Origin of the sequence: Phaeodactylibacter sp., from assembly GCF_022763345.1 — a bacterium.
In the GTDB taxonomy this organism is placed as follows: domain Bacteria; phylum Bacteroidota; class Bacteroidia; order Chitinophagales; family Saprospiraceae; genus Phaeodactylibacter.
This window is the reverse complement of sequence record NZ_JALEGS010000019.1, coordinates 1-13,615: the sequence shown is the minus strand read 5'-3', so window position 1 is coordinate 13,615 and position 13,615 is coordinate 1. Positions and strand designations below refer to the sequence as shown.

Sequence of the window (13,615 nt, the reverse complement as noted above, 5' to 3'; positions counted from 1 at the left end):
TCCAGACATTCATCGTCTGGGTCGTTGATCCAGACATTCATCGTCTGGAATCTTGGATTTGCGACATCGGCCACTGACGAAGCATAGCTTGTCAGGGCAAGCGCAAGCCACTTCCCAGCGTAAATGCAAGCATTGAGTAGGTTTGCTGTGGCAAACCACTTAATCGTCAGTATAGAATGATGCCTGCCTACAATAAGAAAGGCAACACCTAAATGGCATTGCCTTCCTCTTTTTCCAATGGCAGTTGCTTATTCAGCAGTATCCTCCGGTGCCTCTTCCTGCTTTTTCTGCGGGCGCATCTGCGGGAAGAACAGCACTTCCTGTATGGAATGCTGATTGGTCATAAGCATGGTCAGGCGGTCAATGCCGATACCGAGGCCTGAGGTCGGGGGCATGCCGTATTCCAACGACCGCAGGAAGGCATCATCCAACGCCATAGCTTCTTCATCTCCGCGCTCAGCCAGTTTAAGCTGTTCTTCGAAGCGCCCCCGCTGATCAATCGGGTCGTTCAGCTCGGTATACGCATTAGCGATTTCCTTGCCGTTGACAAACAGCTCGAAGCGCTCCACCAGACCGGGCTTGCTGCGGTGCTTTTTCGCCAGTGGCGTCATCTCGATGGGGTAATCGGTGATGTAAGTGGGCTGAATCAGGTTGGCCTCTACTTTCTCCCCGAAAATCTCATCGATCAGCTTACCGCGCCCCATACTCTCGTCTACCTCAATGTGCAGCTTTTTGCAGGTAGCGCGCAGCTCAACTTCGTCCATTTCAGAAATATCGATACCGGTGTATTCTTCGATGGACTCGTACATGCTCAAACGACGGTAGGGACCAGCGTAGTCGATCAGGTTGCCCTCGTACTCCACTTTGGTATGCCCGGTGACTTCAATGGCGATGTACTCCAGGAGCTTCTCGACCATTTCCATCATCCAGTTGTAGTCCTTGTAGGCAATGTAGATCTCCATGGAGGTAAACTCCGGGTTGTGTGTACGGTCCATACCCTCATTGCGGAACATTTTGCCGATCTCGTAAACGCCTTCAAACCCGCCAACGATGAGGCGCTTGAGGTAGAGCTCGTTCGCGATCCGCATGTAAAGCGGCATATCGAGTGTATTGTGGTGCGTTTTGAACGGCCGGGCCGCTGCCCCACCGTGGATCGGCTGCAGGATAGGCGTTTCCACCTCAAGCCAGCCACGGTCGTCAAAGAAACGACGCATGGCAGATACCAGCCGGCTGCGCTTGAGGAAGATTTCCTTCACATGCGGGTTCACCGTCAGGTCGAGGTAGCGTTGGCGGTAGCGCTGCTCAGGGTCAGTAAAGGCATCGTAAACGTTGCCCTCCTCGTCCCGCTTGACCACAGGGAGTGGAGACAGGGTTTTGCCCAGTACGATAAGCTCCGTGACATGCACCGTAATTTCGCCCATTCGCGTACGGAACACATGTCCTTTAACCCCGATGTAGTCGCCTATATCCAGCAGCTTTTTAAAGACCTTATTGTACATATCCTTGTCTTCGCCCGGGCAAATTTCATCCCGCGCGATGTAGACCTGAATACGGCCGGTGCTGTCCTGCAATTCAGCGAAGGAAGCTTTGCCCATGACGCGGCTGCCCATAAGACGGCCGGCCAGGCTGACATCCTGGAAATTCGGTTTATCCCCCTCGTCATTGAATTCTTCCTGAATTTCTTTGGCGTAAGCGGTCACGTCAAAAGCTTCGGGAGGGAAAGGGTCGATGCCGAGCTCACGGAGTTTCTCCATATTTTCCCGGCGCAAGATTTCCTGTTCGCTCAGTTGCATGTGGTTTTGCGTTAATTTTTTATTGATTAGCACATCCTGCTAAATAAAGCTGCAAAAGTAGTGTTAATTAAAAAATTGCAGAAATATATGGTTGTAAACCTTCTGCCACTCTTATGAGTTCATTCTTCTGATTGCTAATTAGAATTATGCTCAAAATCGCTTTTTCGCCCATTTACAAATACGAGCTGCCGGAGAAACACCGGTTCCCGATGATTAAGTACGAGCTCATCCCGGAGCAGCTGCTGTACGAAGGGACGGTCTCAGAGGATCAGTTTTTTCACCCCGATCCACTGACGGAGGAGGAAATTCTTTGGACGCATGATGCGGCGTACTGGGAAAAACTTAAAACTCAAACACTGAGCAAAAAGGAGATCCGTGCCATCGGCTTCCCCATGTCGGAGAAGCTGATCCACCGGGGGCGGCATATTGCGAATGGTACGGTACAGTGTGCGCTTTTTTCGCGGCAGCATGGGGTTGCCATGAATGTGGCGGGCGGTACGCATCACTCTTTCACCCACAAAGGCGAGGGGTTTTGTGTGTTCAATGACATCGCTATTGCTTCCAACTACCTGCTCCACCACGGCATTGCCCAAAAGATACTGGTGGTCGACCTCGACGTGCATCAGGGCAACGGCACTGCGCAAATCTTTCAGCATGACGACCGGGTCTTCACCTTCAGCATGCATGGCGAGAAAAACTATCCCCACCGCAAAGTCCCTTCCAATCTCGACATCGGGCTGCCCGATAAAACCGAGGATGGCCCCTACCTAAAGGCCCTGCGCGAAGCCCTGCCCCGCCTCATCGACGAAGTGCAGCCTGATCAGGTATTTTATCTGTCCGGTGTAGACGTCATCTACTCCGACAAGCTCGGCCGCCTCAGCCTGAGCCTGCAGGGCTGCCGGGAGCGCGATGAATTTGTCCTCAAAACCTGCAAAGCCAGTAACCTGCCGGTCGCCATTAGCATGGGTGGCGGGTACTCGGAGCGGCTGGCGCATATTGTGGAGGCGCACGCCAATACGTTTCGGGTGGCGGAGGAGGTGTATTTTTAGAGGATGTGCCAGATTAAATAAATTTTTCGTTTTTTAATTTTGAATAAAAACACAAAAAGTGTATTTTTAAGGCGCAAATTATTCTCTGTATCACCAACCCCTGAAAACTATGACAAAGCCACACTTTGCCCGCCGTAGTTCTACGAAGGCGGGACACAACCCCGAGTTGGAGCTCGCGCGCGAATTTGTATCTCATACCAACAAATGCATTTTCCTGACTGGCAAAGCCGGCACTGGTAAGACTACCTTTTTGAAAACCCTCAAATCCGAACCGCCCAAACGGCTGGCGGTGGTCGCCCCTACCGGCGTAGCGGCGATTAATGCGGGCGGGCAGACGATTCACTCCCTGTTCCAATTGCCTTTCGGGCCTATTGTACCAGGGAATAAACGGGACAACCGGCTGTTCCGGCGGCTCAGCCGAAAAAAGGCGAGGCTGTTGCGGGCCCTGGATTTACTCATTATTGATGAAGTCAGTATGGTGCGGGCGGATGTGCTCGACGGCATCGACGAGGTGCTGCGCCGCTACCGGACACCCTACCAACCCTTTGGCGGTGTACAATTGCTAATGATTGGGGATTTGCATCAGCTTCCTCCCGTGGTGAAGGACGAAGAATGGGAACTGCTGCAACCGCATTACGATACGCCCTTTTTCTTTAGCAGCAAGGCTTTACAGCAAACAGATCCTGTCACAGTACAGCTCAGGCATATCTACCGGCAATCCGACGATACCTTTATCCACCTCTTGAATAAGGTGCGCAATAATCAGATAGATGAAGCCGCACTGGAGACGCTCAACAGCCGGTATCAGCCGCTTGACCAATTGCCGGACAAAGACGATTACATCACCCTCACGACGCACAATTATAGCGCCAACAACATCAATTCAGAACAATTGTCTGCACTTCCAGGCAAAGTGCACCGGTTTAAGGCGGATGTCAGTGGTGACTTTCCGGCACATGCCTATCCGGCAGATGAAGAACTGCATTTGAAAGTGGGAGCGCAGGTGATGTTCATCAAAAATGACAACAGCGCTGACCGTAAGTATTACAATGGCAAAATTGGAAAAATCAGCGCCATTGATGAAGACAAAGGGATCACCGTCCTATGCCCCGGGGAGGAATCCGCCATCACGGTACGTAAGGAAGAATGGCACAACCGCAAGTACAAGCTAAATGAACGGGTGAAAGAAGTGGAAGAAAATATCGTTGGCACCTTCACGCAGTATCCTCTGAGGTTGGCGTGGGCGATCACCATCCATAAAAGCCAGGGGCTGACTTTTGAGCGGGTGATTCTGGATGCACAGGCGGCTTTTGCGCACGGACAGGTGTACGTAGCGCTCAGCCGGTGTAAGACTTTTGAAGGTATCGTGCTACGCTCCCGCATCAAGTCCTCCAGCGTACGCACCGATATAAAAGTACAACGTTTCTCAGAGGAGGCGGAGCGCAATGCACCGGATGAGGCCAAATTGCAGGATGCTAAAGTAGCTTTTCAGCAATCCATACTATTGGAACTGTTCGACTTCCGGGCGTTGAAGAAGCGCATGCAACGAGCACAACGGGTGTTTTTAGAGTACGAGCACAAGTTGCTGCCCGGTGCAGCAGAGCTTTTTCAGGAAACCTGGGCCTTTGCAGAGCAGGAGCTTTATCCCGTGGGACAGCGTTTTCAGGCTCAGCTGCAGGGTTTCTTTAAAGAGGGAGGCATGCCGGCAGAGAACGTGTTACTTCAGGACCGTACTAAGCAGGCAGCAGCCTGGTTTGCCAGCCAGCTGAAAGCCTCAGTTCTGGAGCCTCTCAAAGGCATCTCTGTTGAAACCGATAACCAGAAAATTGAAGAAACTATACAGGAAGCACTGGAGCAACTTCACGAAGAGGCTTTCATCAAACTAAAGGGACTGGAAAGGACTGCTTCGGGCTTCTCCCCTACTGACCTACTCCGGGCTAAAACGGATGCTATGCTAGACTTGAAGCAGCAACCATCGGCCCGGCCAGCCCAAACAGCCGTAAAACTCAGCAAAGAAAAGGTGCCCCACCCCGAGCTACTGCAGCACTTGATTGAATGGCGGCGGGCGGAAGCTAATGCACAAGCCCTGCCCATCTTCCGGATTCTACCTAACCAGGCTTTGTTCCATCTTGCGACTCATCTCCCCAATACACCTGAGTTGCTGAAGCGCAGTTATGGCATCGGTAAAAAGCGGATGGAACAATATGGAGCGGCTTTATTGAAAATAGTGCAGGGTTATTGCAGCAGGCAGGGAGTTGAACCACTACCTGTACCCAGAACCCCACTGAGTACTAAACCGGTAAGTACCGGCACAAAAACAGGCACAAAAGAGGAAACGTTGACCCGGTACCGAAAGGGCATGTCCATAGAGGAGATTGCCAGGGAAAGAAACCTGGCAGTATCAACGATCGAAGGGCATATCGCCCACTTTATTAAACAGGGTGTCCTGAGCGCCACATCATTCTTAAAGGAAGAGGCCATCGCTGCCATACAGGAAAAAGCCAGAGAAATGAAAGAATTAAAACTGAATACCCTATACAGGCAATTCGGAGGCACTTATTCCTATGGTCATTTAAAAATGGCATTGGCTCAACCCGAAAATCCGGTCCTGAATCCGGGACCTAAGGATAAAAAGGCGAGAATGAAGATGGAGGCAATGTTGGAAGAAATGCTGAACACCTGAAAAAACTGTGCCCATTGTAGGCTTGCTATTTGAGTTATCAGGAGGGGCACTTCTTTTGCGCCGACTATGAAGCACCACAAAAAAAATCGCGCTCCGCAAAGTGGAACGCGATTTTCACTTATAATCCCATGAACATATCCAAAAAATAATCTTTTGTCTACTTCCGTGATTCTCAATAAAATAGATCCTAATTAGATATAAAAAATCTAATACAGCACAATAAAATGCATGCACTGTTTGGAAGAAACGGAAGTTTTGCTTTATCTTCGTCGCACAAGTGAGAATATAAACTACACAACAAATCGTAATCTCAACAAGACGACCATAATCCCATGAACGTGATTTAGAATTTGGCGGGCACTTTTTGTCCGCCATTTTTATTTATATTGGGATTATTGTGGGTGTTCTCATAGTGAGTCGTGCGTCCCAGCGATTTCCAAAAACCACCGGGACTGCACTTCACTAAATTATAATCCCATGAACATATTTCAATTAACTTTTCTTGTCTCTCTCCTCAATACCTTCCGATCACATTACAAATATGAAGACTTCTATGGCGTAAGCCAAAGACAGATTTAGGCTTTTGTGAAAAAAAATACACTTCAAAATAATCAAAAACCCTATCTTAATAAGCTTTATTTCGGTTAATTTGTGAAATTTACCAACTTACCATCTGTTGTATTTTCCTGCGAAATCCCCTGAAATTTTAACAAAATCAGGGGTGATTAGAGTTTAATGCTGTAGAGAAGGCGCAAAATACAGACCTTTCTATCGCTGATAACCAATCTAATATTCTATGGAAGAGAAAAAAATAGAGCTGATAACCGCTTGGAAAGTATATCTAATCGCTTTTCTCTGGCTCTTATCCTTTATTGGCCTGTTGATCTTCAATGCCAATACACTGCAATGGCCTCCATATGCTTTCATCTTGGTCGGTATCTTACCGCTCTTTTTCCCGTTACGGTTAATGAAACGAATCCCAGGGATTTCAAGAAAAGCAGACCTTATTTTTGATCAGGAAGAAGCAGTGCTAACGATTGAAGGTCAAACATACCCCATTGAAAAACTGAGATGGTACAGACTTGACTTCAACAGCCCGTTGCTACATCAACTAGTATTAAGAATTGATAATGGTCCGCGCCTCCGCCTAACGGTTTGGGCTGATGGCTCTGAGCATGAAAAGCGGTTGTGGAACCTGCATGAACAGATAAAGACAATAGCTAATCACCAAAAGCTACCGGCAAGGGACTATTACGACCGTCCCCAACTGCGGGTAGTAAGCTGGATCGTTTTAGGCACGGTCCCTATTCTTTGGTCCTTACCCCTGCTGCTTCCAAATACTGGCTTGCAACTGATCTCCGCATTGGGGATATGGACAGGTACAGCACTCTCGTTTTTTGCAGTGGTGCGGTACGCCGGACGAAAGCCGAAGCCATAAAACGCAGAAGGGGTCAACAGCTATTGCCATTGGCCCCTTCTTGTCGTATCTACAGAGCCTTAACCCTGCTGCGCAAGCACAAGAATTTAAGCCTGATTTTTCTCATTGGCACTGTCTTCCTGCCAATCTTCAACCGCTTCATTGATTTTGTCGGATACGACCATAGCCACAGCCTTAATGGTGTCCACGACGTCTTCGAAGGATTCGCCGAGTGTGGCAGCTAAAGCTTCGCTAACGGTGTCATCCTTTTTATCATCTTTTTTTGGAGCTTCGCCGGCAGGCTTCGCTCCTTTGCCTTCCTTTATGGCATCTGCAGCGTCTTTGAGTTTGTCCGCCTCTTCGGCACGTGCTTTTGCCTCCTCCTCAATCTGCTGCTTGATTTTCGCCTCCACTTCCCTTTGTGCCTCTTTAACTTCCTGCTGTTCCTTTCGCTTAGCTTCCTTCTGCTCCAGCACCTTCATTCGGCGTTCGAGATCCACCTTAGTCTTTTCCATATCTTCGAGCTTGGCACTCTTGGAGTTGATCCGCTCTTCCACCATTTTGATTTTGGCGGTGCGAATTTGCGCTTCCAGCTGGCCATCAGTGGTGTCAATCTTGCGCTGTTGAAAGCTGAGTTCATCTTTGTCCCGCTTGATGGATTTGGACATGCGGTTGATTGCGCCCATTAAGCCATCATAACGCTTCTTCAGTCTTTCCAGGGGAGAGTGGTCCTCTCCAGCAGATTCGCCAAAGCGCTTTTCTTTGACTTCTTTGAACATGCTATCCAAGCGTTTCCAAACCTTATTGCGGTCCTCACGGGTGAACTTGGTATTTTTAAATTGCCGCTGCACTTTCTTCAGTTCATCAAAAACAGACTGCAGGCGCTTATTTTCTTTGACTTTGGCTTCCAGCTCACCGAGCATTTCCATAAACTGCTCGTAGTTTTCTTTGGACTTGGACTTGAATTCCTGATCCATTTTACTACGAAGATCCTTAAGCTCGTTAAACAGCTCGTTCGTCCGGTCACGGAGCTGATCCGCGTGGTCGCGGAAGAGATTACGGTCACGCACCTGCTCCTGTACTTTGTCCCAGAAACCTTTGAGCTCTTCCCAAATTTGCTTATCAAAACCATCCAGGCGGCTTACCCGGTCCCGCAGGTCTTCCAGCTCTGACTTGTACGCCTCGCTAAGCTTGGAAGAGAGTACGATGAACTGCCATTCTGTTTGTGCACGGGTGACCAGGTCACTTCGCTCCACTTTAATGCTTTCGGGCAAAAGTGAGTCCGCTATATTCAGCCCCCGTTCTGTCACCATGTGCGCTTCCGGGAACTCCACTTCTTTATCGTTGCGCCAGTCGTCCATCATTTTCTGATAGAACTCATCAGTGGCAATCGCCTCAGGGAAAGTGTAGATTTTCACCTGATTGTCATCAGCCAATAATTCCACAGCCACCAATATGCGTTCGTCCTGTGCGTTCGTCCCCCAGAGTACAAGCTTTGTCTTCATAATCTTCGTAGTAGTAAGTCAAATATTTCCGACCGTGCGTATAGCCACGGTGTCGTTTCCAGTTCACAAAATTAAGAAAATGCGCCGCTTTTCAAGGCTATAGCGTCAATCAAGCGTTTACCAGCTTGCTGGTAATAAGGTGTTCGGCAATCTGTACTGCATTTGTAGCCGCCCCTTTACGTAGGTTATCAGCCACAATCCAAAGGTTCAGACCGTTGGCAACAGACTCGTCCCGGCGGATACGCCCTACGAAAACGTCGTCTTTGTCTTTGGCAAACCGTGGCATTGGGTAGTGGTTTTTTGCGTTGTCCTGCAACACCTTAATGCCCGGTGTGTTGTTCAACAGCTCAATGACTTTTTCCACCTCAAAAGGCTGCTCGAACTCTACATTCACAGATTCTGAGTGCCCGCCATTGACAGGGACCCGCACTGCCGTTGCAGTTACGCCAATATGTGGAGCGTTGAGAATCTTCCGGGTTTCGTTCACCAGCTTCATTTCTTCCTTGGTGTAATCGTTTTCCAGAAAGACATCACATTGCGGCAGGCAGTTCTCAAAAATCGGATGCGGATAGGCCATCTCCTCAGCTTTTGGCTCATACCCTTTTTTCTCCAACTGATACTGCTTCACGGCCTGCATGCCCGTTCCTGTGAATGATTGGTAGGTGGATATCACAACCCGCTTAATACCATAAGCTTCGTGCAGGGGCGCTAGTGCAAGCACCATTTGAATGGTTGAGCAGTTAGGGTTCGCAATAATTTTATCCTCAGCAGTAAGTTCCCCGCCGTTGATTTCAGGGACCACCAGCTTTTTGCCCGGATCCATACGCCAGGCAGAGGAGTTATCAATAACCGTTGTGCCCACTTCCGCAAACTTAGGCGCAAACTCCAGTGAGGTTCCGCCACCAGCGGAGAAAATGGCAATATCGGGGCGGGCAGCAATGGCGTCTTCCATGCTGATCACTTTGTGGTCTGCTCCTTTAAACTTTACCATTTTGCCTACCGAACGGGCAGAAGCCACTGGTAAAAATTCAGAGATCGGCAGGTTCCTTTCTTCGAGTACCCGGCACATCACCGTGCCCACCAGGCCTGTTACACCAACAACAGCGACTTTCATAGTTGCAATCTTTTCTTCGTACCGGTGGCGGCGCCCGCCATGGTACCTTCTACAATGAATTGGTGCGCAAAGATAAGCCCCCGTAGTAATTACCAAAAGGTTTTGCCCCTACAGTCGTTAAAAAATAAGGATGTAGCCGTCTTAACCTTCCTTAGCTGTGTTGAATTCGCTATTTTTGGGGTATGAAAGCACTCTATTACCTGTTCCTACTGTTGCCCTTCCTTGCAAGTCCGGCTTATGCCCAACTTCAGGACGATTTTTCGGATGGTGATTTCTCCTCCAACCCTGAATGGCTGGGCGATGCCGGCCGATTTACCGTAACCGATGGCGAATTGCAATTGCTGGATACCGACCCGGGCAGCAGCAATGAATCTGCGCTTTACGTACCTGCGCCTACCTCAACGGATGCCGTTACGACCTGGGCATTCTACGTCCGGACCGAGTTCTCTCCTTCTTCCAGCAATTTCGCACGTATCTATTTATCGGCTTCCTCCCCAGACCTTAAAGGAGCACTGAATGGGTACTATGTGCGGATTGGTGGCATCTCAGGCGGTGATGACGCCGTGGAGCTCTTCCGGCAGGACGGGACCGCTTCAACCTCACTGATTAGTGGCACGACAGGTGCGGTGGGCAGCGATCCTGCCCTAGTCCGCATAAGGGTCACCCGATCTGCTGAAGGGGAATGGACATTGGAAACTGACTACAGCGGAGGCACCGACTTCACTCTCGAAGGCACTGCGACCGACCTGACTTATCCCATCGGCAGCTTTTTTGGCTGGGTTTGCACTTACACGAGTACCCGTGCCGAGCTGTTTTTTCTGGATGAGGTCCTGGTCGATCCACTCTTTACCGATACCGCCCCTCCTACCCTATTGGAAGTCACCCCAAATACCGCTTTTCAACTGGAGGCAAGATTTAGCGAGCCGATAAGCGAACTGTCTGCCAATAATGCGGCAAATTATAGCATCAGCGACGGAATTGGCACACCGGTCTCCGCCGAATTACAGGCAGATCCAACCCGGGTGCTAATGTCGTTGGGCACCGCTTTGGAGAACATCGCCACTTACACCCTCACCGCCAGCAACATTCAGGATGAAGCGGGAAATACAGCAGCTCCCCTGCAGGCTGAATTCACCTACTTCAACATTCAGCCCGCCCTCCCCGGTGACCTTATCATTACTGAGCTGATGCCTGATCCCACCCCATCTGTAGCATTACCGGAGACCGAATACCTTGAATTGTATAATGCCAGCGACAAAGTCATAGATTTGGGTTCCATCCAAATCGCTTCAGGCAGCGCACCGGAGGCCTTATCTTCATTCCTTTTGCAACCTGGGCAGTATGTTGCAGTTTGCGATGAAGCCTTCCTGCCGGCTTTTGCCGAATTGGGGCCCGCCGTTAGCGTGGGGGACTTCCCGGCACTTTCCAACGGCGGGGATGTCGCTACCCTTCTTGATGAAAATGGGAGCATTCTGTTTGAAGTCACTTACACGGATGCCTGGTATCAGGACGAGGAGCGTTCGGATGGTGGCTACAGCCTCGAACTGATCCGCCTGGAGGGCCCTTATGACTGCCCCGGCAACTGGCGGGCTTCCCAAAGCACTACCGGCGGCACACCTGGCCTTGAAAACAGCCTGCTGGGTGCTGCACTAGACACTACGCCCCCTTCTGTGGTCAAAGTGGTGCCGGAAAGCAATATGGAAATCCGCGTGCAGTTCAGTGAAATCATGGACACAGGGACAGCTACAGCCCCTGGCGCATATACCTTAGAACCAGCAATAACCATACTTGATGTCATTCTACAGCCGGACGGGCTGACTGCTTTGCTCCTGCTGGATGGCGAATTGTCCGCGGATCGGACCTACACGCTCAACTTTTCTACAACCCTCACTGATTGCATAGGCAACGCGCTTGAGCAGCAGTCTTTTGCTATTGGATTGCCACAGCCCGCTGAGCCTATGGATATCATCATCAATGAAATCCTCTTCAATCCGGAAAGTGGCGGCTCTGATTTTATTGAGCTGTACAATCAAAGTGATAAAATCATAGACCTGGCCGGTCTGCAAATGCTCAACCGGTTAAAAATGAGCGGCAGTGTGGAAGCTTCTGTCGACGATAACCTTCTGATTTTCCCCGGCGATTACCTGGTATTTTCTGAGGACCCTACCGACATTCTCAACCGGTATACAGTCCCAAGCCCCGACCGCTTGCTGGAGAATGACCTGCCTGGTCTGGACAACGATGAAGGCAATCTGACCCTTGTGCTAAATGGGGTCACGCTGGATGCTTTCGATTACTCAGAGGACCTTCACTATCCTTTACTTGATGATGAAAACGGCGTCAGCCTGGAGCGTATTTCCCCAATGGCTGGCACGCAGGACGATGGCAACTGGCACTCTGCCGCCTCCACCGCAGGATTTGCCACCCCGACCGGCCCCAATTCCCAGTTTTTTGAGCGCGAAGGAGTGTTTGACGAGATCATCAATATTCCCCGCGCCCGGTTTTCTCCCGATGAGGACGGCTTTGAAGATGTACTGCTGATTGATTACACCACCGATCAGCCGGGCTACACCGCCAACGTCTGGATATTTGATGCGCAGGGGCGGGAAATGCTGCGCCTGGTCAATAACGAGACCCTTCAAAATGCCGGCACTTTCAAATGGGACGGCATCGCTGCCGATGGCAGCCCGGCCCGGATCGGCATTTACATCCTGTATTTTGAACTTTTCAGGCCTGATGGCGCTGTGGAAAAAGACAAGCGCCCTGTAGTGCTTGCCGGACAATTAGACTAAAATGTGGACAGGCCGAATTAAGAGCTTCAGAGATGCCTTCCGCGGGCTGTGGTACACCATCCGTACTCAGCAGAATGCTCAGATCCATCTGATCATTACCGCCTTTGCGCTGAGCTTTGGTGCTTACGTAGGGCTCACCGCCACCGAGTGGTGCCTGGCTTTTGTGGCCGTCGCGCTGGTGCTGGGTGCAGAAGGGCTCAACACCGCTATTGAAGAGCTGACAGACCTCGTCTCTCCGGACTACCATCCACTTGCCGGCCGTGCGAAGGATGTCGCGGCGGGCGGTGTTTTGGTTTGTGCCATTTGTGCCGCTATCATTGGGGTGATTATCTTTGGGCCGCACGTTGCTGCCCTCTTTCATCCCTAAATGGCTCCGGAATCATGACCACTTCGATTTCTTTTAATTGCCTGCCTTTTGAAAAGCTATCACTACAGGAACTGTACGACAGTATGGCTCTACGGCAGGAAGTCTTTGTAGTTGAGCAGAACTGCCCTTACCTCGATGCAGATGGCAAGGATGAAGCAGGGCACCACCTGCTTGGATATAATACCGATGGCAAACTCATGGCTTACACCCGATTGTTGCCCCCGGGCATTTCTTATCCGGACTACGCCTCTATCGGGCGGGTCGTCACCTCCCCCAGCGCCCGGCGTACAGGTGCCGGGAAAATACTTATGCGGGAAAGCATTGGCTGGTGTGCCCGCCTTTATGGTGAAGTCCCCATTAAGATTTCTGCCCAGGTTTACCTAACCCATTTCTATGAATCTTTTGGTTTTGAAAAAGTGGGTGCGGAGTATCTGGAAGATGATATCCCGCATGTGGGGATGGTGTTGGGGTAGGTCATTTTGAGGTCAGCTTTTAGTACCACTACAAGCCGTCAACTCCCCGATCAACCGGTCCAACTTTCCTTCATCTTCGGTATTCAGCGGAATATCAGCCAGCAAGTCCTCAAGGACGTACTTTCTCAACGCAGCAGCATCACCCTGTGATTGGACAGACAGGAAAGTGCGTACGGTCTCCAGGTCCAGTTCTGTGAAGTCAGATAGTTCGCTGGCTGGCCATTCCGGGAAACGAACAGTAGTTTTGAGCAGATTGAAGATACTCTTTTTATAGATGCCTTTGTCCAGGCCTTTCTCCAGACCTTTTTCCAAGCCTTCTCTCCGTCCTCTCTCTAAAATTTGCTCCAACGTACTCATGACTTCTGGTTTTATCGTGAATGTTGTGTCTTGGATCTGCTTTAGGAACTCTTCTTCCGAACGCT

At 50.2% G+C, this 13,615-nt stretch carries 10 protein-coding genes; 6 read left to right on the top strand and 4 right to left on the bottom strand.

What is annotated here, in order from left to right; translation table 11 throughout:
* Positions 1–248: 248 nt before the first annotated feature.
* Complete coding sequence (gene lysS / locus MRY86_RS04825; protein WP_293569960.1) at positions 249–1,793, bottom strand: lysine--tRNA ligase; 1,545 nt, start codon at positions 1,791–1,793, stop codon at positions 249–251.
* Positions 1,794–1,939: 146 nt separating this feature from the next.
* Between lysS and MRY86_RS04820 the strand changes: the two genes are divergently transcribed.
* The 3 genes from MRY86_RS04820 (at position 1,940) to MRY86_RS04810 (ending at position 6,963) form a co-directional block, all read left to right on the top strand.
* Positions 1,940–2,842 (top strand): histone deacetylase, encoded by a 903-nt coding sequence (locus MRY86_RS04820; protein WP_293569958.1) that lies wholly within the window; start codon positions 1,940–1,942, stop codon positions 2,840–2,842.
* Between the two features lie 109 nt (positions 2,843–2,951).
* On the top strand, positions 2,952–5,525 hold the full coding sequence (locus MRY86_RS04815) for a helix-turn-helix domain-containing protein (RefSeq protein WP_293571039.1): 2,574 nt from the start codon (positions 2,952–2,954) through the stop codon (positions 5,523–5,525).
* A gap of 796 nt (positions 5,526–6,321) precedes the next feature.
* Positions 6,322–6,963, top strand: coding sequence for a hypothetical protein (locus MRY86_RS04810; RefSeq protein ID WP_293569954.1), 642 nt, complete (start codon positions 6,322–6,324; stop codon positions 6,961–6,963).
* A gap of 86 nt (positions 6,964–7,049) precedes the next feature.
* Here the strand turns inward: MRY86_RS04810 and MRY86_RS04805 are convergent, their stop codons facing one another.
* Entirely contained in the window at positions 7,050–8,447 is a 1,398-nt protein-coding gene (locus MRY86_RS04805; RefSeq protein ID WP_293569952.1) for a hypothetical protein, read from the bottom strand.
* Between the two features lie 109 nt (positions 8,448–8,556).
* Entirely contained in the window at positions 8,557–9,561 is a 1,005-nt protein-coding gene (locus MRY86_RS04800; RefSeq protein WP_293569950.1) for an aspartate-semialdehyde dehydrogenase, read from the bottom strand.
* Between the two features lie 182 nt (positions 9,562–9,743).
* Between MRY86_RS04800 and MRY86_RS04795 the strand changes: the two genes are divergently transcribed.
* From MRY86_RS04795 to MRY86_RS04785, 3 genes are read left to right on the top strand one after another with little or no spacing between them, the layout of a single operon-like run.
* Positions 9,744–12,353 (top strand): lamin tail domain-containing protein, encoded by a 2,610-nt coding sequence (locus MRY86_RS04795; protein WP_293569948.1) that lies wholly within the window; start codon positions 9,744–9,746, stop codon positions 12,351–12,353.
* 1 nt (position 12,354) lies between these two features.
* The gene (locus MRY86_RS04790; protein ID WP_293569946.1) at positions 12,355–12,720 is read left to right on the top strand and encodes a diacylglycerol kinase family protein; all 366 of its coding nucleotides are present in this window, start codon (positions 12,355–12,357) and stop codon (positions 12,718–12,720) included.
* Positions 12,721–12,734: 14 nt separating this feature from the next.
* The gene (locus MRY86_RS04785) at positions 12,735–13,193 is read left to right on the top strand and encodes a GNAT family N-acetyltransferase (RefSeq protein WP_293569944.1); all 459 of its coding nucleotides are present in this window, start codon (positions 12,735–12,737) and stop codon (positions 13,191–13,193) included.
* Between the two features lie 12 nt (positions 13,194–13,205).
* Here the strand turns inward: MRY86_RS04785 and MRY86_RS04780 are convergent.
* A partial coding sequence (locus MRY86_RS04780) for a hypothetical protein (protein WP_363325460.1) occupies positions 13,206–13,615 on the bottom strand: 410 nt, incomplete at its 5' end.